The sequence below is a fragment of the Aeromonas sp. RU39B genome, assembly GCF_900156095.1.
Lineage (GTDB): Bacteria > Pseudomonadota > Gammaproteobacteria > Enterobacterales > Aeromonadaceae > Aeromonas.
Window position 1 is genome coordinate 38,442 of the sequence record NZ_FTMJ01000003.1, and the last position, 23,554, is coordinate 61,995.

At 59.0% G+C, this 23,554-nt stretch carries 22 protein-coding genes; 10 read left to right on the forward strand and 12 right to left on the reverse strand.

The features are described from left to right. Positions 1 to 9 precede the first annotated feature (9 nt). From ybgC to ruvA, 7 genes are all read right to left on the reverse strand, one after another. Complete coding sequence (gene ybgC / locus BW958_RS05375) at positions 10 to 405, reverse strand: tol-pal system-associated acyl-CoA thioesterase (RefSeq protein WP_076574717.1); 396 nt, start codon at positions 403 to 405, stop codon at positions 10 to 12. A 101-nt stretch (positions 406 to 506) separates the two neighbouring features. Next, the gene (locus tag BW958_RS05380; protein WP_083687244.1) at positions 507 to 815 is read right to left on the reverse strand and encodes a cyd operon YbgE family protein; all 309 of its coding nucleotides are present in this window, start codon (positions 813 to 815) and stop codon (positions 507 to 509) included. Then, a complete protein-coding gene (cydX, locus tag BW958_RS05385; protein WP_076574718.1) occupies positions 808 to 918 on the reverse strand; it encodes a cytochrome bd-I oxidase subunit CydX in 111 nt (36 codons plus the stop codon). The genes BW958_RS05380 and cydX overlap by 8 nt, the downstream gene beginning before the upstream one ends. A gap of 16 nt (positions 919 to 934) precedes the next feature. Next, entirely contained in the window at positions 935 to 2,071 is a 1,137-nt protein-coding gene (cydB, locus tag BW958_RS05390; protein WP_076574719.1) for a cytochrome d ubiquinol oxidase subunit II, read from the reverse strand. A gap of 11 nt (positions 2,072 to 2,082) precedes the next feature. Beyond that, on the reverse strand, positions 2,083 to 3,639 hold the full coding sequence (locus BW958_RS05395; RefSeq protein ID WP_076574720.1) for a cytochrome ubiquinol oxidase subunit I: 1,557 nt from the start codon (positions 3,637 to 3,639) through the stop codon (positions 2,083 to 2,085). 911 nt (positions 3,640 to 4,550) lie between these two features. Then, entirely contained in the window at positions 4,551 to 5,561 is a 1,011-nt protein-coding gene (gene ruvB / locus BW958_RS05400) for a Holliday junction branch migration DNA helicase RuvB (RefSeq protein WP_076574721.1), read from the reverse strand. Between the two features lie 9 nt (positions 5,562 to 5,570). Next, positions 5,571 to 6,185, reverse strand: coding sequence for a Holliday junction branch migration protein RuvA (gene ruvA / locus BW958_RS05405; protein WP_076574722.1), 615 nt, complete (start codon positions 6,183 to 6,185; stop codon positions 5,571 to 5,573). A gap of 214 nt (positions 6,186 to 6,399) precedes the next feature. Here ruvA and BW958_RS05410 point away from each other — a divergent pair, with 214 nt between their 5' ends. Next, positions 6,400 to 8,124 (forward strand): proline--tRNA ligase, encoded by a 1,725-nt coding sequence (locus BW958_RS05410; RefSeq protein WP_076574723.1) that lies wholly within the window; start codon positions 6,400 to 6,402, stop codon positions 8,122 to 8,124. A gap of 71 nt (positions 8,125 to 8,195) precedes the next feature. Here the strand turns inward: BW958_RS05410 and BW958_RS05415 are convergent, their stop codons facing one another. Both BW958_RS05415 and BW958_RS05420 read right to left on the reverse strand, forming a co-directional pair. Then, positions 8,196 to 11,651, reverse strand: coding sequence for a hybrid sensor histidine kinase/response regulator (locus BW958_RS05415; protein WP_076574724.1), 3,456 nt, complete (start codon positions 11,649 to 11,651; stop codon positions 8,196 to 8,198). Positions 11,652 to 11,693: 42 nt separating this feature from the next. Then, entirely contained in the window at positions 11,694 to 12,830 is a 1,137-nt protein-coding gene (locus BW958_RS05420; protein WP_076574725.1) for a 3-phenylpropionate MFS transporter, read from the reverse strand. 302 nt (positions 12,831 to 13,132) lie between these two features. Between BW958_RS05420 and BW958_RS05425 the strand changes: the two genes are divergently transcribed. Together BW958_RS05425 and BW958_RS05430 are read left to right on the forward strand one after the other, a co-directional pair. Beyond that, entirely contained in the window at positions 13,133 to 13,663 is a 531-nt protein-coding gene (locus BW958_RS05425) for an isochorismatase family protein (protein WP_076574726.1), read from the forward strand. A 13-nt stretch (positions 13,664 to 13,676) separates the two neighbouring features. After that, positions 13,677 to 14,060 carry a hypothetical protein gene (locus BW958_RS05430; protein ID WP_256701852.1) on the forward strand — a complete coding sequence of 128 codons (384 nt, stop codon included), beginning with the start codon at positions 13,677 to 13,679 and terminating at the stop codon, positions 14,058 to 14,060. Between the two features lie 60 nt (positions 14,061 to 14,120). On the opposite strand, the gene hutZ is transcribed toward BW958_RS05430, so the two are convergent. After that, a complete protein-coding gene (gene hutZ, locus BW958_RS05435; RefSeq protein ID WP_076574728.1) occupies positions 14,121 to 14,678 on the reverse strand; it encodes a heme utilization protein HutZ in 558 nt (185 codons plus the stop codon). Continuing rightward, entirely contained in the window at positions 14,675 to 15,175 is a 501-nt protein-coding gene (gene hutX / locus BW958_RS05440) for a heme utilization cystosolic carrier protein HutX (RefSeq protein ID WP_076574729.1), read from the reverse strand. Before hutX ends, hutZ begins: the two co-directional genes overlap by 4 nt. Positions 15,176 to 15,326: 151 nt before the next feature. Here hutX and BW958_RS05445 point away from each other — a divergent pair, with 151 nt between their 5' ends. The 3 genes from BW958_RS05445 to BW958_RS05455 are packed head-to-tail and all read left to right on the forward strand — an operon-like array spanning position 15,327 to position 18,004. Beyond that, positions 15,327 to 16,169 carry a heme/hemin ABC transporter substrate-binding protein gene (locus tag BW958_RS05445; protein ID WP_372629093.1) on the forward strand — a complete coding sequence of 281 codons (843 nt, stop codon included), beginning with the start codon at positions 15,327 to 15,329 and terminating at the stop codon, positions 16,167 to 16,169. Between the two features lie 26 nt (positions 16,170 to 16,195). Next, complete coding sequence (locus tag BW958_RS05450; RefSeq protein WP_372629245.1) at positions 16,196 to 17,227, forward strand: FecCD family ABC transporter permease; 1,032 nt, start codon at positions 16,196 to 16,198, stop codon at positions 17,225 to 17,227. 3 nt (positions 17,228 to 17,230) lie between these two features. Then, positions 17,231 to 18,004, forward strand: coding sequence for a heme ABC transporter ATP-binding protein (locus tag BW958_RS05455; RefSeq protein WP_076574731.1), 774 nt, complete (start codon positions 17,231 to 17,233; stop codon positions 18,002 to 18,004). Positions 18,005 to 18,061: 57 nt separating this feature from the next. On the opposite strand, the gene BW958_RS05460 is transcribed toward BW958_RS05455, so the two are convergent. Further along, a complete protein-coding gene (locus BW958_RS05460) occupies positions 18,062 to 18,661 on the reverse strand; it encodes a YitT family protein (RefSeq protein ID WP_076574732.1) in 600 nt (199 codons plus the stop codon). Positions 18,662 to 18,990: 329 nt separating this feature from the next. On the opposite strand from BW958_RS05460, the gene BW958_RS05465 reads away from it, so the two are divergent. The 4 genes from BW958_RS05465 to BW958_RS05480 all read left to right on the forward strand — a co-directional run bounded on the left by BW958_RS05465 (position 18,991) and on the right by BW958_RS05480 (position 23,532). Continuing rightward, positions 18,991 to 19,827: a lytic transglycosylase domain-containing protein gene (locus tag BW958_RS05465; protein ID WP_076574733.1), complete on the forward strand. Its 837-nt coding sequence runs from the start codon at positions 18,991 to 18,993 to the stop codon at positions 19,825 to 19,827. 137 nt (positions 19,828 to 19,964) lie between these two features. Then, positions 19,965 to 21,632, forward strand: coding sequence for an energy-dependent translational throttle protein EttA (gene ettA / locus BW958_RS05470; protein WP_076574734.1), 1,668 nt, complete (start codon positions 19,965 to 19,967; stop codon positions 21,630 to 21,632). 80 nt (positions 21,633 to 21,712) lie between these two features. Beyond that, entirely contained in the window at positions 21,713 to 22,036 is a 324-nt protein-coding gene (locus tag BW958_RS05475; protein ID WP_076574735.1) for a hypothetical protein, read from the forward strand. Positions 22,037 to 22,206: 170 nt separating this feature from the next. Then, positions 22,207 to 23,532, forward strand: coding sequence for an NCS2 family permease (locus BW958_RS05480; RefSeq protein WP_076574736.1), 1,326 nt, complete (start codon positions 22,207 to 22,209; stop codon positions 23,530 to 23,532). Positions 23,533 to 23,554 lie beyond the last annotated feature (22 nt).

Genomic DNA, 23,554 nt, shown 5'->3' on the forward strand with positions numbered 1-23,554 from the left:
AGCGTGCACTTACAGCACTCCCTTAACTTGAGCAGGTATAGCGACAGGTTTCATTTGCGGGACGGTGACACAGGCAATCTGCACCTGGGCATCGGTGATCAGTCGACCGTCTTGGGCAAAGATTCGTTGCTCAAAGCGCATGGATGCGCGCTTGAGCTCGACCACTTGCGTGGTCACTGTCAGCTGCTCGTTAAAACGGGCAGCTGACCGGAAATCGATCTCGGTACGGGTCACAACAAAGGCGATGCCGTCGGCCAACAGGCCATCTTGCTCAATACCACGGTCGCGCAAGAACTCAGTGCGCGCGCGTTCCATGAACTTGAGATAGTTGGCGTTGTAGACAATGCCGCCGGCATCGGTGTCTTCGTAATAGACACGCACCGGAAACACAAAAGGGTCCGCCATAAAAATCTGTGATCCATTCGATCATTAAAAAAGATGGGCGCCTATGATAACGCAGGGTCGGGGCGGAAAGAAGCAGGGGGGAGCCATGCTCCCCCCTGTTTTTATGAGAAATAATAGCTGCGGGTTAACCAGAGTCCCCACAAGATGACTGGCCAGGCCAGCCAGGGACAGAGCAGCAGGCGCACCACCAGTGTGCGAGGATGAAAACCGAGCCCGTTGATAAAGCCACAGCAGACACCCCACATCAGCACCGGCGCCACCCACACACCCAGTTCACTGGTATTGGCCGCCACCAGATGGGAGGCCTGCAGGATGGCGACCGCCAACAATATGGCGGCCACCAACAGCGCCCCTTGCCACGGCTGACGCCACAAGGGCGCATACCACCGGGCCAGCTGGGCATTACTCATCGATCTTGCGATCCAGGTTTTCGCTGTGTTCAAGCCACAGTGCGTTGACGATGCCAAAAGCACAGGCCAGCAGAACACCAAGAATCCAGGTGAAATACCACATTGTGTTGTTCTCCCTATCAGTACAGTGAGTGCTGGTTCTCTTCAACGTGCTTGGTGCTGACACGGCCAAACATCTTGATGTAAGTCCAGATGGTGTAGCTCAGCACAATCGGCACAAAAATGGCGGCCACAACGGTCATCACCTTGAGGGTGGTGAACGACGAGGTGGCATCCCACATGGTCAGGCTATGGGACGGCTCGATGCTGGACGGCATCACAAACGGGAACAGCGAGAACCCGGCAGTCAGGATGATACCGGCCACCGCCAGCGAGGAGCAGAGGAACGCCACGGCGCCCTTGTTCAGCTTGGCAAACAGCGCAGTCAGCAGGCTCATGGCCAGGCCGAGCACCGGAGCCGCAATCATCCACGGGTAGAGGCTGTAGTTCTTCATCCAGGCACCGGCTTCCAGGGTCACCTGCTTGTTCAGCGGGTTGGCCACGGCATTGTTGCCGGCAGAGCTGACCAGAACATAACCGTCGATGTGGCTTACCCAGTAACCGCCGATGGCAAACAGCACCAGGGTCAGCAGGGAAGTCAGCGCCGCCGCGTTACGCGAACGCGCCAGCACTTCGCCTTCGGTCTTCATCATCAGCCAGGTGGCACCCTGGGTCATGATCATGAACAGACTGACCAGACCGGCCAGCAGACCCAGCGGGTTGAGCAGACCGAAGAAGTTACCGGTGTAGGTCACCATCAGGTATTGGTTGAAGCTGTACGGCACACCCTGGAACAGGTTACCAAACGCCACACCAAACACGATGGGAGGCACGGCACCACCGATAAACAGGCACCAGTCCCAAGAGGAGCGCCACTTGGCATCGGTCTGCATCGAGCGGTATTTGAAACCGACCGGACGGAAGAACAACGCCATCAGGGTCAGGATCATCGCGACATAGAAACCCGAGAAGGCGGCAGCATAGACCATCGGCCAAGCGGCAAAAATCGCGCCGCCGGCGGTGATCAGCCACACCTGGTTACCTTCCCAGTGCGGGCCTACCGTGTTGAGCATCACACGACGCTCAACATCCTTTTTACCCAGGAAGGGCAGCAAGGCACCGACGCCCATATCAAATCCGTCAGTGATGGTGAAACCGATCAGCAAGACACCGACCAGTACCCACCAGATGACACGCAATACTTCGTAATCAAACATGGGGGCTCTCCTTATGCCTTGGCCAGTTCAAAGTGATACTTGCCAGTGTGCAGACTGCTCGGACCGAGGCGGGCGTACTTGAACATCAGGTACATCTCGATAATCAGCAGCACGGTATAGAACAGGCAGATACCTACCAGCGAGAACCACAGATCAGCCGGAGAGAGGTTGGACGTCGACATAAAGGTCGGCAGCACCTCGGAGATGGTCCAGGGTTGACGGCCGTATTCAGCCACAAACCAGCCACACTCAATCGCAATCCACGGCAACGGGATACCCCACAGCAGTGCCTTGAGCAGCCACTTGCGCTTGCCAATCTGGTGACGGGCACTGTCATAGAAGGCGATGGCGATCAGCACCAGCATCAGGACGCCACAGGCCACCATGATACGGAAGGTGAAGAACAGCGGAGCCACTTGCGGGATGGAGTCATCCACCGCAGCCTTGATCTGCTCGTCAGTAGCGTCAGTCACCTTGTCGGTATAACGCTTGAGCAGCAGGCCATAACCCAGATCCTTCTTGGCCTCGTCGAAGCGGGCACGGGTCTCGTCAGACTTGTCGCCGGCTTGCAACTTGTTCAGCAGATCATAGGCTTGCATACCGTTACGTACGCGCAGTTCGTGCTCGCTCTTGAGATCCTTGATACCGGTCACCTGCTCGTCCAGCGAACGGGTTGCGATGATACCAAGGGCAAACGGAACCTTGATGGCGTAATCGGTGCGCATCTCTTCCTGGTTCGGGATACCGAAGATGGTCCAGGCAGCCGGAGCCGGCTCGGTGTTCCACTCACCTTCGATGGCCGCCAGCTTCACGCGCTGAACATCACCGGTCTCATAACCGGATTCGTCACCCAACACGATAACCGACAGCACCGAGGCCATACCGAAGGCCGCAGCAATGGCAAACGAACGGCGGGCAAACGCCACATCACGATTCTTGAGCAGGTAGTAAGAGGAGATCCCCAGTACAAACATGGCCGCGCAGGTGTAACCGGCCGACACAGTGTGCACGAACTTGACCTGGGCAACCGGGTTGAACAGCAGGTCGGAGAAGCTTGCCATCTCCATCCGCATGCTCTCGAAGTTGAACTCGGAGCCAACCGGATTTTGCATCCAGCCGTTCGCTACCAGGATCCACAGCGCCGACAGGTTGGAGCCGAGAGCAACCAGCCAGGTGGCCGCCAGATGCTGTACTTTGGACAGGCGATCCCAGCCAAAGAAGAACATACCGACGAAGGTGGATTCGAGGAAGAAGGCCATCAGACCCTCGATCGCCAGCGGCGCACCGAAGATGTCACCCACGTAGTGGGAGTAGTAGGCCCAGTTGGTACCGAACTGGAACTCCATGGTCAGACCGGTGGTGACCCCCAGGACGAAGTTGATAGCAAACAACTTGCCCCAGAATTTGGTCATATCCCGATAGATGGGATTGTTGGTCATTACATAGACAGATTCCATGATGGCCAGGATGAAGGTCATCCCGAGCGTCAGGGGGACAAACAAGAAGTGATAGAGTGCCGTCGCTGCGAACTGGATCCGCGACAGGTCAACCACATGCTCAGCAATCATGATGTTTCCTCACCGATTATTGGCACGGCTATTTAGTTGTTGGGGAAAAGCTTCCATGTCTCGTGGCTTCCTGCACTTTTTGGTTGGTTGCATTCACATCACAATGCAGAGAACCGGATTGCGCCATCATGTTAACCCAATGACAACAAAAAGAACAAAAAAAGCTAATGTTTAACATACCAGAAATAATCACTAGCCTTTTGATCCAGCGCAGAAATACACGTATTTTATATCATCCTTATTTGACCAAAATCAATGTGCACCTGGTCACAAAACATTCATCAATGATGCATCAATGATAGGGGTTTAATGCTGAAAAAGAGAACGTGATCACACTTCTACATACTGATAACCTTCGGTAATCAAAGCGTTTTTATTTGTTTGCAAGCTTGTCACATCCTTTCCTGCTGACCACCTAAATCCATACCTTTTCTATTGTTTATACCCTGTTGGACAATCGCGCCCCGATACACGCAATTATTCTGGTTTGTGCATCTTGATGTGGTTTTTCAGCTTAGACATTCGCATTAATTTAACTTATGCCACTTGGCAATTTTTCTAGTTTGTAGGTCACCATCCGGATACCTAGAATGCGCCTCGCAGACAAGGCCCGACCTGGCTGGCAGCGTTGACCCGCACTGGGTTTGTGTCATCAACTTTTACATGTGGACTTTGCAAGATGAATAAGTTTGTTAAGCGCACCCTTCGTTACTACAAGCTTTCTTTTGTTCAGATGTATCAACTGAACCGACTCTAAGGACTCTGCGACGACTCCGTCAGCCATCCCAGCGCAGGTCGTCTCCTGTCCTGTCTGTGAACATCCATCCTGAATTGTCTTGCCCACCGCTAGCGGTGGGCTTTTTTTGTTACAAAAAACCGCCCGAAGGCGGTTATTAGCGAGCTGATGCCGGTTATGACTCGGGGCGCTCCAGACCGAAGTGCTGATAAGCTCGGGGAGTGGCGATACGACCGCGCGGTGTGCGCTGCAAGAACCCCTGCTGGATAAGGTAGGGCTCCAGCACATCTTCGATGGTGTCTTTCTCTTCACCGATGGCCGCGGCCAGGTTATCCAGCCCAACCGGACCACCGAGGAACTTGTCGATCACCGCCAGCAGCAGTTTACGGTCCATAAAATCAAAGCCCTGATGGTCCACATCGAGCATATCCATGGCGCGCGCAGCAATTTCGGCATCAATGGTGCCGTCAGATTTCACCTGGGCAAAATCGCGCACCCGACGCAGCAGCCGGTTGGCGATACGCGGCGTCCCGCGTGAGCGGCGCGCCACCTCCAGCGCCCCTTCCGGCAACATCTGCAGGCCAAGACAGCGGGCACTACGCGCCACGATGTCAGTCAGATCCGCCACGCTATAGAACTCGAGGCGCTGCACAATACCGAAGCGATCACGCAGTGGGCTGGTGAGTGAACCGGCGCGGGTGGTGGCTCCAATCAGGGTAAAGGGGGGCAAGTCGAGCTTGATGGAGCGCGCCGCCGGCCCCTCCCCAATCATGATATCGAGCTGGTAATCCTCCATCGCCGGATAGAGCACCTCTTCCACCACCGGGCTCAAACGATGGATCTCATCGATAAACAGCACGTCGTTGGGTTCAAGGTTGGTCAGCAGGGCGGCCAGATCGCCGGCTTTTTCCAGCACCGGACCTGACGTAGTCTTGATGCTCACCCCCATCTCGCAGGCGACGATGTTGGCGAGCGTGGTCTTGCCAAGCCCGGGCGGCCCGAAGATCAGCAGATGGTCGAGCGCCTCGCCACGCTGGCGCGCCGCCTCGATAAAGATCTCCATCTGTGCGCGCACATGATCCTGGCCCTTGTAATCGGCCAGGGAGCGCGGGCGAATGGCCCGGTCAATCAGCTCATCTTCACGACCGGCTGCTGCTGCCGAGATCAGGCGATCCGCTTCAATCATCACCGCTCCTTATACCTGACTGCGCAAGGCTTCGCGGATGATGGCCTCAACCGTCATCCCCTCTTTGGCCACCTTGCCGACAATCTGGCTCGCCTGCGCCGGCTTGTAACCGAGTGCTATCAGTGCACTGGCCGCTTCCTGCTCGGCATCGGGCTCAAGCAAGGCACTGCTGGCAACGGGCAGCGTGACCGCCGCTGGCGTGAAGAGATCATGGCTGACCCAGCCGGCCAGACGATCTTTCAGCTCAACCACCAGTCGCTCGGCGGTTTTCTTGCCCACGCCCGGCAGCTTGACCAGGGTGGAGATATCTTCTCGCTCGACGCAGACCACAAACTGGCTGGCGCTCATGCCCGAAAGGATGGCCAGAGCCAGCTTGGGGCCCACCCCGTTGGCCTTGATCAGCTCGCGAAACAGGGCGCGCTCTTGCTTGTGATTAAAGCCATAGAGCAACTGGGCATCTTCTCGCACCACGAAATGGGTATAGATGAGCGCCTCTTTGCCAAGCTCCGGCAGATCATAGAAGCAGCTCATCGGCATCTGCACCTCATAGCCCACTCCACCGACTTCCAGCAGCACCTCGGGGGGCTGTTTTTCAATCACGATGCCACGCAGACGACCAATCACCTTGCCACTTCCTCAACGTCGTTGAACTGCCGATAGCATAAAGAATAACTGGATAGGTATCCAGCATTGCGCTTCGCATGCGCAGCCTGTGGCGCACCACGTCAGAACGAGCGCCATTTATCCCTTGGGCCGTGGCGGCGGCCCTGCTAATATTCCGCTCTTAGATTTTCACCGCGGGCAACAGTCCACCTCTTATTTTGTAAGGTCACGAGCGATGCGTACCAGCAACTATCTGCTTTCCACTCTCAAGGAAACCCCGTCCGACGCGGAAGTCGTCAGCCATCAGCTGATGCTGCGTGCCGGCATGATCCGTAAACTCGCCTCTGGCATGTACACCTGGCTACCCACCGGCCTGCGCGTTCTGAAGAAGGTTGAGAACATCATCCGTGAAGAGATGAACAACGCTGGTGCCATCGAAATCTCCATGCCGGTCGTGCAACCGGCCGAGCTGTGGCAAGAGTCCGGCCGCTGGGATCAATACGGCCCCGAGCTGTGCCGTCTGGCTGACCGCAACAACCGTCCGTTCGTGCTGGGCCCGACCCACGAAGAGGTGGTCACCCATCTGGTTCGCTACGAGGTCAACAGCTACAAGCAACTGCCGCTGAACCTCTATCAAATCCAGACCAAGTTCCGTGACGAAGTGCGTCCCCGTTTCGGCATCATGCGTGGTCGTGAATTCCTGATGAAGGATGCTTACTCCTTCCATATCGACAAGCCGAGCCTGGTCGAAACCTACGAGAAGATGCACGCAGCCTATTGCGCCTCCTTCAGCCGTATGGGTCTGGACTTCCGTCCGGTGCAGGCCGATACCGGCTCCATCGGTGGTACCGGCTCCCACGAATTCCAGGTGCTGGCCGAGAGCGGTGAAGACTTGATTGCCTTCTCTGATAGCTCTGATTACGCCGCCAACATCGAGATGGCCGAAGCGCTGGCGCCGGTTGGCGAACGTCCGGAAGCCACGGCTGCACTGACCAAGGTAGCCACCCCGAACGTGCACACCATCGACGAGGTGAGCGCCTTCCTGAACGTGGCCCCGAGCCAGGTTGCCAAGACTCTGCTGGTGCTGGGTGAAGAGAACGAGCAAGGCCAGCAGCCGGTAGTGGCACTGGTTCTGCGCGGCGATCACGAGCTCAACGACGTCAAGGCCGAGAAGGTAGCAGGCATCGCTAAGCCGCTGACCTTCGCCAATGACGAGCAGATCAAGGCCGCTGCCGGTTGTGACGCTGGCTCCATCGGTCCGGTAGGCTTCCAGGGCCGGGTCGTTATCGATCGCAGCGCCGCCCATCTGGCAGATTTTGTCTGCGGCGCCAACGAGACCGGCTTCCACCTGACCGGCACCAACTGGGATCGCGACGTACAGGGCTATGAAGTGGCCGACATCCGCAACGTGGTGGAAGGCGATCCGAGCCCGTGCGGCAACGGCACACTGCTGATCAAGCGCGGTATCGAAGTGGGTCACATCTTCCAGCTCGGCACCAAGTACTCCGAAGCCATGAAGGCCACCGTGCTGAACGAAGATGGCAAGTCAGTCATCATGGAGATGGGTTGCTACGGTATCGGCGTGACCCGTGTGGTCGCCGCTGCCATCGAGCAGAACAACGACCAGTACGGCATCATTTGGCCGGACGCCATTGCGCCGTTCGAAGTGGCCGTGATCCCGATGAACATGCACAAGTCGGTGCGGGTGGCGGAGCTGGCCGAACGTTTCTACAGCGAACTCAAGGCGGCCAAGGTCGATGTGCTGTTTGACGATCGTAAAGAGCGTCCGGGCGTCATGTTTGCCGACATGGAGCTGATCGGTGTGCCGCACGCCATCGTGATTGGTGAGCGTGGCCTCGACAACGGCGTGGTGGAGTACAAGTGCCGCCGCACCGGTGAGAAGCAGGAAGTCGCCATCGACGAGATCGTTGCACTGCTCAAGGGCAAGCTGGGCCGTTAATCGGACCACCTCCCTGCAACACAAAGCGCGCCACCTCGGCGCGCTTTTTGTTTATAGCGCAATGAGGGGGCTTATCTATCCAGCAAGCTGGTCATCAGCGCCCGCAGCTTGGGCGGCTTGACCGGTTTACTGATGTAGCCATAGCCCAACTCACGAATGCGGGTCAGTAGCTCGCCATTGCGATCGGCACTGATCACGATGCCGGCAATCTCTGCGCCGTAGTAGTGACGAACTTGCTCGAGCACCTGCAAGCCGGTACGACCATCATCCAGATGGTAGTCAGAGAGCACCAGACGCGGCACGAAGCCATCCTCCACCACGGCCAGCGCCCCGCCAAGATCGGCCACGCAGCGCACGTCACAGCCCCAGCGCTCCAACAAGGAGTACATTGCCTGCAAGATCTCGGGCTCGTTATCGACGCACAGCACCGGCAGCCCACTCAATGAGCCCGGCGGTATCGTGAGCGGTTGCGAAGCCTCCGCTGTGATGGTCGAAGGTTGCGTGCGCCCCAGCGTCACCGTGAAAACCGAGCCGCGTCCGGGCCAGCTCTGCATCGAGATGGTGTGACCAAGTACGGTGGAGATGCCGCGCGCAATTGCCAGTCCCAACCCTAGCCCCTGCTCACGCGCCGTGCGCGAGTGATCCAGCCGCTGGAACTCTTCAAAAATTTCCGACTGTTTCTCATGGGGGATGCCGGGGCCGTTATCCCACACCTCGATGCGCACACGCCCTGCAACCCGGCGGCAGCCCAGCAGCACATGCCCCTCGGGGTTGTAGCGAAAGGCATTGGTGAGGAAGTTTTGCAGCACCCGGCGCAGCAGTTTGCCGTCGCTGTGCGTCCACAGCTGCGTGGGCACCACCCGAAACGTCATACCACCGGCCTTGGCCAGCACGCCGAACTCGGCCTGCAGAGTGTCAAACACGTCACGAAGCGGCATATCTGCCATGCGCGCCTTGAATTTGCCCGCCTCCAGACGCGAGATATCGAGCAGATCAGAAATCAGATCTTCGGCCGCTTCCAGTGCGGTATCGATACGCTCGGCCAGCCGCGCCGGCTCGCCATCGGGCAACTGTTCACGCAGCGTCGAGGCAAACAGCTTGGCCGCATTGAGCGGCTGGGTCAGGTCGTGACTGACCGCCGCCAGAAAACGGCTCTTGGATTGATTGGCGCGCTCCACCTGCTGATTGACGGTCAGCAGCTGCTGGTTAAGGGCCGACAACTCACGGGTGCGCTCGGCCACCCGCGCCTCAAGCAGTTCGTTGGCTTCACGCAGCACCTTTTCTGCTTCGCGAAATGGCGTGATGTCGGTGAAGGTCATGACAAAACCGCCCCCCGGCATGGGGTTGCCCTGCATCTCAATCACCCGCCCATCGGGCCGCTCACGGGCCGACACATGACGACTGCCGCGCTGCATGTAAGCCACCCGCTTGCTGACCTGCGCCTCTATCTCACCGGGGCCGCAGAGCCCCTGGCTGGCGTTATAGCGGATAATCTCTTCAATCGGCCGCCCCACCTGCACCAACCCGGACGGATAGTTAAACAGCTCAACGTAACGGCGATTCCAGGCCACCAGCTTGAGCTCACGATCAACCACCGAAATCCCCAGCCCGATATGCTCAATTGCCCCTTGCAGCAAGCCACGGTTAAAACGCAGCAAGTCCGACGCCTCATCGACGATGGTGGCGATCTCTTCGAGCTGCATGTGATGCCCTTGCAGGGCCGAGGCCAGCACCAACCGTGCCGACGAGGCGCCAAATACGCCGGCCAGCAGCCGCTCGGTGTGCACAATCAATTCAGGCGAAGCCTGCATATGGGGCGCCAGCGTGCCGCCCCGCTCGGCGGCAAAGCGGCCAAAGGCGCGCTTGACCCGGCTTGGCCCCAGAAAACGGGTGGCCAGCATTTCGAGCTCTTTGACCGACACCCGCGCCTGATAAAGCGCCGAAGCATCACGGCTCGGTTTGCCGACAAAGTTGGCTGCCTGCAGCCGCTCGCTCACCGCCGGACTGGTCAACAGCGACCCCGCCACATAGCCAGCCAGATTGAGCAAAAGACTGAGCAGCAGGCACCAGGTTGCGGTGCCGATATCACGCAGCACTGGCAGATCCGGCGGACTCATCAGCTCCGCCAGCGGTGAGCCGGCCAGCATGCCGCTCTCATGCAGTAAGGTCAGGAGCCAAAGCACCAGGCCCGGCACTAACCCGAGATAGACCCCCTTGCGATTACCGCGCCGCCAATAAAGACCCAGCAATAGTGCCGGGGCAAACTGGGCGACGGCGCCAAACGAGAGATAGCCGATGCGCGATAAGCTGGTGAGCTCTCCCATCCACAGATAGAGCCCCCAGGCCGCCAGCAAAATCAGTACGATAGTGGCGCGCCGCACCCGCAGCAGCAGGCGGGCCAGCCGCTCATCCTGACGCTGCTGCCAGTAGCGGCGCAGCAGCAAGGGGAGCACCAGATCGTTGCTGACCATGATGGAAAGGGCCAGCGTCGAGACAATCACCATGCCGGCGGCCGCCGAGGTGCCGCCCATAAAGGCGAGCAGCGCCATAGCATCAAAGCCGAGCGTGTGCGGCAGGTTGATCACAAAGCTGTCTGGCGACACCCCGTCCCCCAGCCAGTGTCGCCCGGCCAATGCAAGCGGCCAGATAAATATACCCATCAGAAACAGATAAGCGGGAAAGATCCAGCGCGCCCAGTGCAGATCCTGCCCCTGATGGTTTTCCACCACAGTGACGTGAAACTGGCGTGGCAAGCAGATGATGGCGCACATGGAGAGCAGGGTGTAGATGGCCAGCTCCAGCCCCTGCCCGGCCGAGATATGCGTTGCCGCCTGAACAAAACGCTGGCTGGCGTCGGTTTGCCAAACACCCGGCGTGGTCAACAGCAACCAAAGGGCAAAGCCGCCGACGCAGAAAAACGCCAGCAGCTTGACCACCGACTCCAGCGCCACCGCCACCACCATGCCGCGGTGGTGCTCGGTGGCATCCAGATGGCGGGTACCAAACAGGATACTAAACAGCGCCAGTAACATGCCCACCGCCAACGCCAGCGCGCCGCGGCCACCGTTACCATAGGCCACCAGTTGGCCCGCCGTCAGCAGGTCCAGCCCGGTGACAATGGCTTTAAGCTGCAGCACCAGATAAGGCAGCACCCCCATGATGGCCACCAGCGTCACCAGCATCGCCAGTTGCTGCGACTTGCCATAACGGGCCGCAATAAAGTCGGCAATCGAGGTGATGTGTTCGCGCTTGGAGACCAGGATCAGGCGTGCCAGCACCCGCCAGCCAAACAGAAACACCAGCATGGGGCCAAGATAGATGGGCAGTGGCGACCAGGGGTCCTGACTCGCCTGCCCCACCGTACCGTAGAAGGTCCAGGAGGTGCAGTAAACGGCCAGCGACAGGCTGTAGATGAGCGGCTGACCCGACAACCGGGCGCGCCGCTGCAGGTCGGCCAAATAAGCAATACCAAACAGCGCAGCCAGATAGAGCAAGGCTACCGTTATCAGCAATCCGCCCTGATGCATGAGTGACTCCCTGTCAATTCAGCCTGCTGTAGGGTTAAACCGCTAGGTGGCGAGGCGCACCGGCTTGGGCTTGAGCCAGAATGCCGGCAGCGCCACTAGGATCATCAACCAGAAGATGCCCCCTTGCAGCGGTGCATAAAGCTGGCCGCACAGCGCCATCAAGACCGCCACCGTGATACCGAGCCCGAGCGCCGAATAGAGCGCCTGAGTGGGGATCTGGCGCTCCGGTGGTAACTCACGGGTCATGAAACGAATCGCGCCCAGATGGCTCACGCAGAACGTGACCGAATGCAGTAACTGCGCCACCACCAGCCAGATCAGTTCGGTTGTGGCCCCCATCAACCCCCAGCGCAGCAGACAGCCCGTGGCACCGGCCAGGAACAGAGCGCGAGCCGAGAAGCGCGAGAGAAAACGCCGGTCGGCGGCAAACATGCAGATTTCAGCAACCACGCCGAGCGCCCACAAATAACCGATGGTGGCCCCACTGTAACCGGCAGCTTTCCAGTGAATGGCACTAAAACCGTAGTAGGCGGCGTGGCTCCCCTGCAGCGAGGCCGCAATCAGCAAAAAGCGGCGCACTTCGCCCTGCCGGAAGGTATCAATCAGGCCGCTGCGCGGCCGCTCTCCGGCCACATCGCGCGGCGCCGGATTGAGTGGTAACCAGCTAATCAGCAGCATCAACAGTAAACCGGCCAGGATGGTGTGCAATATCCAGTCACTGCCAAAGCGGGTCACCAGTCCGCCCACCAGGGTGGACGCGACGATAAAGGCAAAGGAGCCGAACAGCCGCACCTTGCCATAATCGAGATGGGTCTGTAACACCATGCGGGTAGCCAACGCATCGCCCATTGGCATCAGCGTCGGATAGATAAAGTTGGTCACCAGGGTCAACACCACCAGCCACCAGGGGGCATGGCCGAGGTAGAAACCGATAAAGGAGATGAGGCTGAGCACACAGAGCAATCGGGTCACCGGCAACAGATGCGCAGCCCCCTTGATACGCCCCATCACCAGCAAGTTGCCGGCAAAGCGCACGGCCATCCCCGCCCCTAGCAGCAATCCGATCACATCCGGGGTGAGGCCAACCCCTTCCAACCAGAGTGACCAAAACGGCAGGTAGGCACCGTAGACAAAATAAAAGGCACTGAAAAACAGCGCCATCCAGGCAAAGGCAGGCATGGTTCCTCGGCAGGGCGGCAATCGGATGTCCATCATAGCCGACTTTGGATACATCTGTATCACTGCACAGGCAAATCCGGCAGTGGTCGGCGCTGCGGCCCGTGTCTAAAAAAATGAATCAGAACCAGCACTTGCTATCAGTGCCTCCGATTGCCGCAGGTCACCGCCCCCTTCGGTATCAAAATATAAAACACTGGAAAAACCGTGCTGCGAGTCATCTAGGCATGGCATGATTGTGGCGGACAAACACGATGGAATACCCCTGAGAGCACACAGCTGACACCACAGAATGGAGGCAACAGATGAGCGATGTTTTGCTGGTCATCGATATGCAAGCAGGCTTGTTCGAGCAGCCCAGACACCTGGATGCGCAAGTGGTGGATAACATCAACCGGCTGGCCGCATCGGTGCGCAAAGCGGGTGGGCATGTTTTGTTTATCCAGCACGATGGATTGGCGGGGGAAGAGGTGGAGCCAGGAACGCCGGGTTGGGCCTTGCTGCCGACGCTGGACGTGCACAAGGAGGATGGTCAGCTTAGCAAAAGCGCCTGCGATGGCTTTCTGGGCACCGATCTGGCGGCGCGGTTACGCATTCTCGCGCCCAAACGGCTGCTGATTAGCGGCTGCGCCACCGATTTTTGCGTGGACACCACACTGCGCAGCGCCGCCGCACTCGGTTTTAATGTGGTGGCGGTGACCGATGCCCATACCACGGCAGATCGCCCGCACCTGAATGCCGAGCAGATCATTGCGCACCATCACTGGATGTGGGAAGGGTTGATCCTGCCGGCTGGCAAACATGTTACGCTGCGCAGCACCGAACAGCTGCTTTGACGGAGTCTCTTACTTGCGTATTGTTGTTGTCATGCTCACCCTGCTGCTCAGTGCCTGCAGCAGCATGCCGGGTCCGTCGTCCCGCCCGGCGCCACGCTTTATGACCCATATTACTGACGAAGGGAGCAAGCGTTTCGTGTTTGAAGCCCTTGCCATGGATCAGCTGCCCAGCGCAGGCATCCGAGCACCGTCATCCCGCCGTCAGGCTGGTCGGGTCGATCTCAATACCTCGCTGGACGAAGAGCAGGTGCAAGGCTGGCTGGCCGACAAGCACTACTGCCAGCAAGGCTTTATCATGCTCTCGCGCACTCCGTGGAAAATCCGTGGTGAGTGCAATGAGACCGCCACCGCGCAAGATCGTCAGCGTTTCCCCAATTCGCCAGCCTGGGTCGAATAACGCGCTGATACATAAACAGAAACGGGCAGCCATGGCTGCCCGTTTTGTTGCTGAAATACCTTAGCGCAGTGGCGTATGCGGCGTGTCGATCTCCTGATCGGTATCGATGCGCTTGTGCCCCTCTTGCAAGTGCACCACATCGACCAGCTCATCACTGCTGACCCGGAATGCCTGACCGAAGCCTTTGACAAACAGCCCCTGCTCGGGCGCCAGACGAAACAGCTGGAAATCCTTGAGGTTGGAGAGCCCCTTGATGATCTCGCCAAAGCGCGCCTCGAGTGCAGCAACCGCGCTGCTCCAGCGTGGATCGTCACGCTCAACCTTGTCGGCTCGGGCGTCAAAGGTGAGGCGTTTGCGGGCAAACAGCTCGCGTGAGGTGCTCTCATCTTCAATCAGCATCAGTGACACACGCGGCACCTGCAACAGGTTACGGGCATGGCGGGCAATGGTCGAAATCAGCACATAATAGCCATCTTCCAGCAGCACGAACGGGGCATAGCTGGCGTTAGGCTGGCCGTCGGCATCAACGGTCGCCAGTTGCAGGGTCCGGCAGGCATCGCGAAACTCGCGGATCTCCGGTTGCAGGCGCCCTTGCAGACGCTCCTGACGCTCACTCATGCACTCACCTCCTCACGCAATGCCTTGAAGCGGCTGACCTGCTCGGGCAGCAGCTGGCGTTTTTCATCCCGTCCCAGATAGACCTTGAATACGCAGCGACCGGCCGCATCGTAAAACTGGAACGAGTGTCCCTCTTGCCCCATAAACGGCTTGCTGACCAGCGCGATATGGCTCACCGCATCAAGCTTAAGGTGGCCATGCAACTCGCCATCACGCCCCATCAGGTTGTAATAGCCACGGGCATTTTTGCCCTTGGGAAACGGTGCCTTCACTTCAAAGATAGAGCCCGAGGATTCAACGATGGTGGTCACCGTGCCCCAGTCAGCCAGGTCGGTCAGCAAGGATTCACTGCGCTCGCCGGGAAGCAGGCTGACCATGGCCGGTGGAAGATGTTGAACCACCTCCCATTCAGTGACGGCTAACTGAGCCGCCATCGCGGCGGGATGGGCGCCTGGGTCCTGGTCCAGTAATGACTGGACTTGCTGTGCAAGGGTCATGGTTTCTCCATGGTGTGTCGTTGTATTGGTGACGCTACTTTACGAGATCAACAACAGCAAATGCAATTGATAACAAATCTCATTACATATATTCTCAGCACCATTCCGGGCGGGCTCCATGCCCCCATCCGTTCCTCTCTCTGGAGTCGTTATGATGTCACCCACCTCACTACGCCGTGCCCTTGTTCAGGCCTCACTGGCCACCGCCCTGCTGCTCTCCTACCCAGTTGCAGCTTCCGAACGGATCGTCAGTATCGGTCCGGGAACCAGCGAATTGCTGGTCGCACTGGGCGCAGAGTCACAGATCGTCGCCAGTGATGTCAGCAGCGCCCAGCTCAACGGCGCCAAGGTCGGGTATCAGCGCACCCTGGCCGCCGAGGGTATTTTGAGCCTGTCACCGACCCGGATCATCGGCAGCGACGAGATGGGCCCACCAGCCACGCTGGATCAACTGCGCCGTGCGGGTGTGCAGGTCGATACGCTACCCACCGCCGCCACCATCGACAACCTGCTGCAACGCATTGATCTACTGGCTGGGGTATTGGGCGCACAATCCAAGGCTGAGGCGCTCAAGAAAGACATTGCCAGCGAGCAGCAACAGCTGCAACAACTGGCAAGCCAGCATGCACCGCGCAAGATCGCATTTTTGCTGATCCACAAGGGACAGCCGCTCAGCATTGGCGGTGGTGATACCACGGCTGGCGCCATTATCTCGCTGCTCGGCGGCATCAACACTGGCGCCGCACTCAAGGGCTACAAGCCGGTCTCGGCAGAAGCGCTGATCCAGATGCAGCCGGATCTGGTGCTGGTCAGCGGTCGTGAGTGGCAACGCTATCAGGATAAGGCCGCCGTGCTGGCCGATGTCCCGGCCATTGCCGCAACACCGGCGGGCAAACAAGGCGCCATTGAGGTGATCGATGGTCGTACCCTGCAAGGGGGTCTGTCACTCGGTACTCTCAAGCAGGCCCTGCAGCTGGCCCACGCCCTGAAATGACACAGACTGGCATGACGTCACCACACCTGCAGCGCTGGCCACTTCACTCCCTGCTGATAGCAATGGCCACTCTGCTGCTGGTGTTGGCGCTGCTGTCACTGGCAACCGGCCCACTGGGCCTGGGCTTTGCCGAGAGTCTGCGGGCGCTGCTGCCCGACTCCCCTCTGCCGGCGCACCTGCAACTGGTGGTGCAGCAGATCCGGTTGCCACGCACCCTGCTCTGCATCACGGTCGGAGCCATTCTTGGCCTGTGCGGCGCCGTGATGCAGGGACTGTTTCGCAATCCCCTGGCTGACCCCGGCATTATCGGGGTCTCGGGGGGCGCGGCGCTCGGGGCTGCACTGGCGATTGTGCTACTGGCACCGCTGAGCATGGTCTGGCAACAGCGTCTTGGTATCGGATTGCTGCCGCTGTTCGCGTTTTTGGGCGGAGCACTCACCACCACTCTGGTCTATCTGTTGGGCACCCGTGGTGGACGCACCTCGGTGACCGTCATGCTGCTTGCCGGTGTGGCCGTCACCGCACTCTCTGGCGCCGCCATTGGGTTATTGACCTATCTGGCTGATGACCAGATGCTGCGCGATCTTAGCTTGTGGCAAATGGGCTCGCTCGCCGCCGGTAAACCGCGGGATATTCTGCTATCGGCAGCGGCACTGTTCGGTTTGCTGATCTTTTTCATGCGCGATGCCGGCGCACTGAACGCCCTGCTGCTTGGTGAGCCGGAGGCACGCCACCTCGGCATCGCCGTGCAACCGCTCAAACGCCGCCTGATTTTGCTGACCGCGGCAGGGGTCGGGGTGGCGGTCTCTACCGCCGGTCTTATCGGTTTTATCGGTCTGGTGGTGCCGCATTTGGTGCGTCTCATCGCTGGCCCCAATCACCATCGCCTGCTGCCGCTCTCGGTGCTGCTCGGTGCCACCTTGCTGCTGGCTGCGGACATGCTGGCGCGCATTGTGCTCGCTCCGGCCGAGTTACCGGTTGGCATCATCACCGCCCTGCTCGGCGCTCCTTTCTTCCTCTGGCAACTCATTCGCCATCGACACAGCGCGCTGGAGTAATTCATGTCACCGCTTTCCTGCCGACAACTCACGCTAGAGCGTGCTGGGCGCACCTTGCTTGATGGGCTTGATCTGACCCTGGCGCCTGGCACCGTGACGGCGCTGCTCGGCCCCAACGGCGCGGGTAAAAGCACCCTGCTCAAATGCCTGACCGGTGAAGTCAGTTGCCACGGCGAGATCAGCTTGTTTGGCACGCCCCGCGCTAGCTGGCAGGGAGAGGCACTGGCAAGACAGCTTGGCGTGTTGCCGCAAAGCTCCACCTTAAGCTTCCCGTTTCTCTGTGAAGAGGTGGTGGCGCTTGGACGCTTACCCCACAGCGAGCCACATCAGGAGCGCGACCGGATCGTCCGCGCCGCCCTCAAGCATGCCGGAGTAGTGCACCTGGCTCATCGCCTCTACCCGGATTTATCCGGCGGTGAGCGGCAACGGGTGCAGTTTGCCCGGGTGCTGGCGCAACTGTGGCAACCGACCGACCGCGAGCCGATCGAACGGCTGTTACTGCTCGATGAACCCACCGCCGCGCTCGATCTCAAATATCAGCATCAACTGCTGGATATCGCCCGTGCGCTGGCCAGACGCAACACCACAGTACTGGTGGTGCTGCATGACCTTAATCTCGCGGCGCGCTATGCCGACCGGCTGCTGATGCTGGCCAATGGCCGATTAATGGCTGATGGCTCGCCGACAGAAGTGCTAACCGCACCCTTGTTGCAAGCGCTGTATGGCTATCCGGCCCGGGTGATACAAGACCCGGATGGCATACCACTGGTGGTCTAACAGAAAGGTAGGAATCAAAACAAAGGGGCCGCAATGGCCCCTTGGTGCTTACGCCGATCAGGCTATCTGATAGCGGCCCGGCTTGTGGTTGAGTGTCAACACCAGATTACAGACGATGGCCGCCGCCACCGACAGCAGCAGTACCCAAATCGACACCACGAAGAACGACGCAATCACAATGGCGCAATCGAGCCCCATCTGCAGCTTGCCGGCGCGAATGCCAAACTTGTCCTGAATAAAGAGCGCCAGAATGTTGAAGCCACCCAGACTCGACTTGTGGCGAAACATGATAAGCAGCCCCATGCCAATCAGGGTACCGCCGATAAAGGCGGCATAGACAGGCTCAATTTGACCTATTTGCAGCACCGCATTGAGGTGATCCGTCATCCACGACACCGCAGCAACCGAGATGAAGGTATTCACGGTAAAACGCGGCCCCATCCGCATCCAGGCCAACACGTAGAACGGCAGATTGATACAGAAAAACAGCATACCAAAGCTGATGCCAGTGATTTTCTGCAGCAACAGAGCAAGCCCCGCCGTGCCACCGGTCAGCAGACCGACCTGATGAAACAGGAAAACCCCGAGGGAGACAAACGCAGAGGCGGTGAGCAGAGCTAGCACATCCTCAAACAGGGTATGAGTACGGTTATCCATAACGAATTCCTGTCAAACGATCATAAAGTGCGACCCCGTCCCGGGGCCAATACAGCTTCCGAGTCTATGTTCAGTGAGAAAGATCACAAGACTGCCAAAAAATGCCCCAATGTGGGGCGCGTCACGCAGGCGTTACAGCGCCTGCACCAATTAATGGCATTGGGGCCATACTGACCGGTTTTCGCCAACCCTTGCCAGACCGGCGTTTGAACCCTGTTTAATTCCGTTCGGTTCTCACCGCTGGTCATAACATAACCACTCGGTCTGCCAGAACCATGGTGTAACCCGGCGGACGGCGTTATCGTGCCGACACCTGCAGGAGAACCGCCATGAAGCGATTGCTGAACGCTGCCCTGCTGGGGATCTGGCTGATGCTGCCATGGGCAGAGCAGGCCAGTGCCGCTCCCTTTCGTCAGGCATCCCGGGCCATCACGGCTCTGCACCAGGGTTTGCAGGCCGAGCGAACCGGCCAGTTTACCCGTGCCATCACCCTCTATTGTCAGGCCGCAAAAATGGGCCATCCCGAGGGCTATTTTCGAGTCGGACGCCTGCTGGCGACCGGCCCTGTATCCTTGCGCAACCGCCGGCTGGCTAACGCCCATCTGGCCATGGCCATGCGCCTGGGTAGCCAACAAGCCATTCGGTTTTACCACCCTGCTGTTGGCAATGCGCCGTTGGGCGATCGCTGTGGCCGCGGCGCTGCCCGCTCGCTCGCCCCATTGATACAGCCGGGACAACCGTTCGATGTGGAGACCTATCTGGCCAATCAATCTGTGACCAAACGCAAACTGGCGGTGATGATCCGCAAAGCGGCCTTGCAGCATCAGGTCAATCCCAAGCTGGCACTGGCGATTGCCATCGCCGAATCCAATCTGGATCGCACGGCCCAATCAACCCGTCAGGCGCAAGGGGTGATGCAACTTATTCCGCAAACGCAGGCCCGTTTTGGCGTCACCCGCCCGTTTGATGCCGAGCAGAACATCCGTGGCGCCATGAGTTACCTCAAGTGGCTCGAAGGCCAATTCGGTCAGGACTGGGTGCGTATCAGCGCCGCTTATAACGCGGGTGAGCAGGCGGTGATCCGCTATGGTGGTGTGCCGCCTTATCCGGAAACCCAGGAGTATGTGCAGCGGGTTCTCTATTATGCCGGACGGCCCGCGCCCTGAGGCTTGGCGCCTTTGCCCACCCCTTCCCCTTGGTTTACAATCGACGGGTTTTTTGGAACCGGGGTTACCCCGGCCCCACCACGGCCCCAGCGTGCTGGAATTGAACCCAACACACTGAAATATAAGAGAATTAGCCAATGGCTCAATTTATTTACACCATGAACAGGGTTGGCAAGGTCGTGCCGCCCAAGCGTCATATCCTGAAGAACATCTCCCTCTCCTTCTTCCCGGGCGCCAAAATCGGCGTATTGGGTCTGAATGGCGCCGGTAAATCGACCCTGCTGCGCATCATGGCTGGCATCGATACCGAGATCGAAGGGGAAGCCCGCCCGCAACCCGGTATCAAAATCGGTTATCTGCCCCAAGAGCCGAAACTGGATCCGGAGCAGACCGTTCGCGAAGCCGTGGAAGAGGCGATGGGCGAGCTCAAGCGCGCACTGACCCGTCTCGACCAAGTTTATGCTGCCTATGCCGAAGCCGATGCCGACTTTGACAAGCTGGCCAAGGAGCAGGGTGAGCTGGAAGCCATCATTCAGGCGCACGATGGTCACAACATGGAGAACCAGCTGGAGCGTGCCGCCGATGCGCTGCGCCTGCCGGCCTGGGATGCCCAGATCAAGCACCTCTCCGGTGGTGAGCGTCGCCGTGTGGCACTGTGCCGCCTGCTGCTGGAAAAGCCGGACATGCTGCTGCTGGACGAACCGACCAACCACTTGGACGCCGAGTCCGTGGCCTGGCTGGAGCGCTTCCTGCACGACTACGAAGGCACTGTCGTTGCCATCACCCACGACCGTTACTTCCTCGATAACGTAGCGGGCTGGATCCTGGAGCTCGACCGCGGCGAGGGTATCCCGTGGGAAGGCAACTACTCCTCCTGGCTGGAGCAAAAGGACGCTCGTCTGGCGCAAGAAGCCAGCTCCGAAGCGGCCCGTCGCAAGTCCATCGAGAAGGAGCTGGAGTGGGTTCGTCAAAACCCGAAAGGCCGTCAGGCCAAGTCCAAGGCTCGTATGGCTCGCTTCGAAGAGCTCAACACCAGCGATTATCAGAAGCGCAACGAGACCAACGAGCTGTTCATTCCGCCCGGACCGCGTCTTGGCGACAAGGTGGTCGAAGTGGCCAACCTGCGCAAATCCTACGGTGATCGGGTGCTGATCGACGATCTGTCATTTGCCATTCCGAAAGGGGCCATCGTCGGCATCATCGGCCCGAACGGTGCCGGTAAGTCGACCCTGTTCCGCATGATGTCAGGTCAGGAGCAACCGGACTCCGGTTCTATCACTTTGGGTGAGACCGTGACGCTGGCATCAGTGGATCAGTTCCGCGACAAGATGAACGACAAGAAGACGGTGTTTGAGGAAGTGGCTGACGGCCAAGACGTACTCAAGATCGGCAACTACGAGTTCCCGAGCCGCGCCTATATCGGTCGCTTTAACTTCAAGGGTTCTGATCAGCAGAAGCGGGTTGGCGAACTCTCCGGTGGTGAGCGTGGTCGTCTGCACCTGGCCAAGCTGCTGCAGACCGGCGGCAACGTGCTGCTGCTCGATGAACCGACCAACGATCTGGATATTGAAACCCTGCGTGCGCTGGAAAACGCCCTGCTCGAATTCCCGGGTTGCGCCATGGTGATCTCGCACGACCGCTGGTTCCTCGACCGCATTGCCACCCACATCCTCGATTATCAGGATGAAGGCAAGATCGAGTTCTTCGAAGGTAACTTTACCGAATACGAAGAGTGGAAGAAGAAGACCTTTGGTGCCGATGCGATTCAGCCGCACCGCGCCAAGTACAAGCGCATCACCAAGTGATGATGTCGATGGAGGGGGAGCCTGGCTCCCTCTCCACTTCCTGCCATACTTTTTCTGAACCACCAACGCCTGAGGTGTGCATGCCCATCCCCAAGCTGACCCTGCTATTTCGCGTCGAGCCCGGTTGCCTCGGCCCGGATGGCAAACAGCATATTGAACCCTTTTGCACGCTGGCCATGCAGGTGTTTGCCCGGCTGGAGCCGGATCGCGTCACTTGGCAAATCGTCCCCCGTTTTGACAAGCACCTTGAAGAATTGGAATTCCATCTGGTGACCCGTCGCCTCAGCGAAGAGCAGGCCAGTCAGTATCTGGCCAGTACCGGTTGCGAGCTCAGCGTACTGCGTGAACGCATCGACGAGACCTTGAGCATGCTGGTCACCCGCTACATGGACTCAGTCGGTTAGCTTTTTTGGTGTCAGCCGAAAACGGTCGACAAAACGTTTCATCTTCCCCCAATTTGCGTCATCTGGCGGTGATTTTTCCATTTGGGAGTGGCCAGCGATTGTGACAGAATGTGCCGCTGGTCACATTCATGCCGACCAGACACCATAATCACGCTTAATTGGAAAACGAGATGACCCAACCACATCACGCTGCCGGGCAAGGAGTGCTCGAACGCCTGTTTGGCCTCAAGAGCCACGGCACCAACGCCAGAACCGAGGTGATCGCCGGTATCACCACTTTCCTGACCATGGTCTACATCGTGTTCGTTAACCCGCAGATCCTCTCCAATGCGGGCATGGACACCCAGGCCGTGTTTGTCACCACCTGCCTGATTGCCGGTATCGGCAGTATCCTGATGGGCCTGATCGCCAACCTGCCGATCGCGCTGGCGCCGGCCATGGGGCTGAACGCCTTCTTCGCCTTCGTTGTTGTGGGCGGCATGGGCTACTCCTGGCAAATCGGTATGGGCACCATCTTCTGGGGCGCCCTGGGCCTGTTGATCTTGACCGTGCTTCGTGTGCGCTACTGGCTGATTGCCAACATCCCGCTCGCCCTGCGTGTAGGGATCACCGCCGGTATCGGTCTGCTGATCGCCCTGCTCGGCATGCACAACGCCGGTATGGTCGTGGCAAGCCCGGCCACCATGGTCACCGTTGGCAAGCTGACCTCCCTGCCCTGCCTGCTGGGTGCGCTCGGTTTCTTCCTGATCTGCATTCTCTCTGCCAAGGGCGTTCACTCTGCCGTGCTGATCGCGATTGCCGTGACTACCGCTCTGGGCTGGGCGTTTGGTGATGTGGCCTTCAAGGGCTTTGTCTCGATGCCGCCGAGCATCACTCCGGTGTTTGGTCAGCTGGATCTCTCCGGTTCGTTCGACATCGGCCTGGCTGGTGTGATCTTCTCCTTCATGCTGGTCAACCTGTTCGACTCCTCCGGCACCCTGATTGGCGTGACCAACCGTGCCAAGCTGGCTGATGACAAGGGTCACTTCCCGCGCATGAACCAGGCTCTGGTGGTGGACAGCGTCAGCTCAGTGGGCGGCGCCTTCATGGGTACCTCCTCGGTCACCGCTTATATCGAAAGCAGCTCCGGCGTCGCCGTGGGTGGCCGTAGCGGCCTGACCGCCGTTGTCGTTGGCTGCCTGTTCATTCTCGCCATCTTCTTCTCTCCGCTGGCCGCCATGGTTCCGTCCTACGCCGCAGCGGGCGCCCTGATGTATGTCGGGGTGTTGATGTGCTCCGAGCTGACCCGGGTGCAGTGGGATGATCTGACCGAAGCGGTGCCGGCCTTCATGACCACCGTCATGATGCCGTTTAGCTTCTCGATCACCGAAGGGATTGCCGTAGGTTTTATCTCTTACTGCGTGATGAAGGCCGGTACTGGCCGCTGGCGCGAAGTGAATCCTTGCGTGCTGGTCGTCGCCCTGCTGTTCGTCCTGAAATTCGTCTGGGTCGACTAAGCCCAGCCTGATGCAAAGCGGC

Excerpts from the sequence above, each read along its gene's own strand:
- ettA (WP_076574734.1), top strand. The coding sequence starts at position 19,965 with ATGGCTCAATTTATTTACACCATGAACAGGGTTGGCAAGGTCGTGCCG.
- BW958_RS05420 (WP_076574725.1), bottom strand. The coding sequence starts at position 12,830 with ATGCCTGCCTTTGCCTGGATGGCGCTGTTTTTCAGTGCCTTTTATTTT.
- BW958_RS05455 (WP_076574731.1), top strand. The coding sequence starts at position 17,231 with ATGTCACCGCTTTCCTGCCGACAACTCACGCTAGAGCGTGCTGGGCGC.
- BW958_RS05410 (WP_076574723.1), top strand. The coding sequence starts at position 6,400 with ATGCGTACCAGCAACTATCTGCTTTCCACTCTCAAGGAAACCCCGTCC.
- BW958_RS05445 (WP_372629093.1), top strand. The coding sequence starts at position 15,327 with ATGATGTCACCCACCTCACTACGCCGTGCCCTTGTTCAGGCCTCACTG.
- hutZ (WP_076574728.1), bottom strand. The coding sequence starts at position 14,678 with ATGAGTGAGCGTCAGGAGCGTCTGCAAGGGCGCCTGCAACCGGAGATC.
- BW958_RS05380 (WP_083687244.1), bottom strand. The coding sequence starts at position 815 with ATGAGTAATGCCCAGCTGGCCCGGTGGTATGCGCCCTTGTGGCGTCAG.
- hutX (WP_076574729.1), bottom strand. The coding sequence starts at position 15,175 with ATGACCCTTGCACAGCAAGTCCAGTCATTACTGGACCAGGACCCAGGC.
- cydX (WP_076574718.1), bottom strand. The coding sequence starts at position 918 with ATGTGGTATTTCACCTGGATTCTTGGTGTTCTGCTGGCCTGTGCTTTT.
- BW958_RS05475 (WP_076574735.1), top strand. The coding sequence starts at position 21,713 with ATGCCCATCCCCAAGCTGACCCTGCTATTTCGCGTCGAGCCCGGTTGC.
- BW958_RS05465 (WP_076574733.1), top strand. The coding sequence starts at position 18,991 with ATGAAGCGATTGCTGAACGCTGCCCTGCTGGGGATCTGGCTGATGCTG.
- BW958_RS05415 (WP_076574724.1), bottom strand. The coding sequence starts at position 11,651 with ATGCATCAGGGCGGATTGCTGATAACGGTAGCCTTGCTCTATCTGGCT.
- ybgC (WP_076574717.1), bottom strand. The coding sequence starts at position 405 with ATGGCGGACCCTTTTGTGTTTCCGGTGCGTGTCTATTACGAAGACACC.
- BW958_RS05460 (WP_076574732.1), bottom strand. The coding sequence starts at position 18,661 with ATGGATAACCGTACTCATACCCTGTTTGAGGATGTGCTAGCTCTGCTC.
- BW958_RS05425 (WP_076574726.1), top strand. The coding sequence starts at position 13,133 with ATGAGCGATGTTTTGCTGGTCATCGATATGCAAGCAGGCTTGTTCGAG.
- ruvB (WP_076574721.1), bottom strand. The coding sequence starts at position 5,561 with ATGATTGAAGCGGATCGCCTGATCTCGGCAGCAGCAGCCGGTCGTGAA.
- cydB (WP_076574719.1), bottom strand. The coding sequence starts at position 2,071 with ATGTTTGATTACGAAGTATTGCGTGTCATCTGGTGGGTACTGGTCGGT.
- BW958_RS05480 (WP_076574736.1), top strand. The coding sequence starts at position 22,207 with ATGACCCAACCACATCACGCTGCCGGGCAAGGAGTGCTCGAACGCCTG.
- BW958_RS05395 (WP_076574720.1), bottom strand. The coding sequence starts at position 3,639 with ATGATTGCTGAGCATGTGGTTGACCTGTCGCGGATCCAGTTCGCAGCG.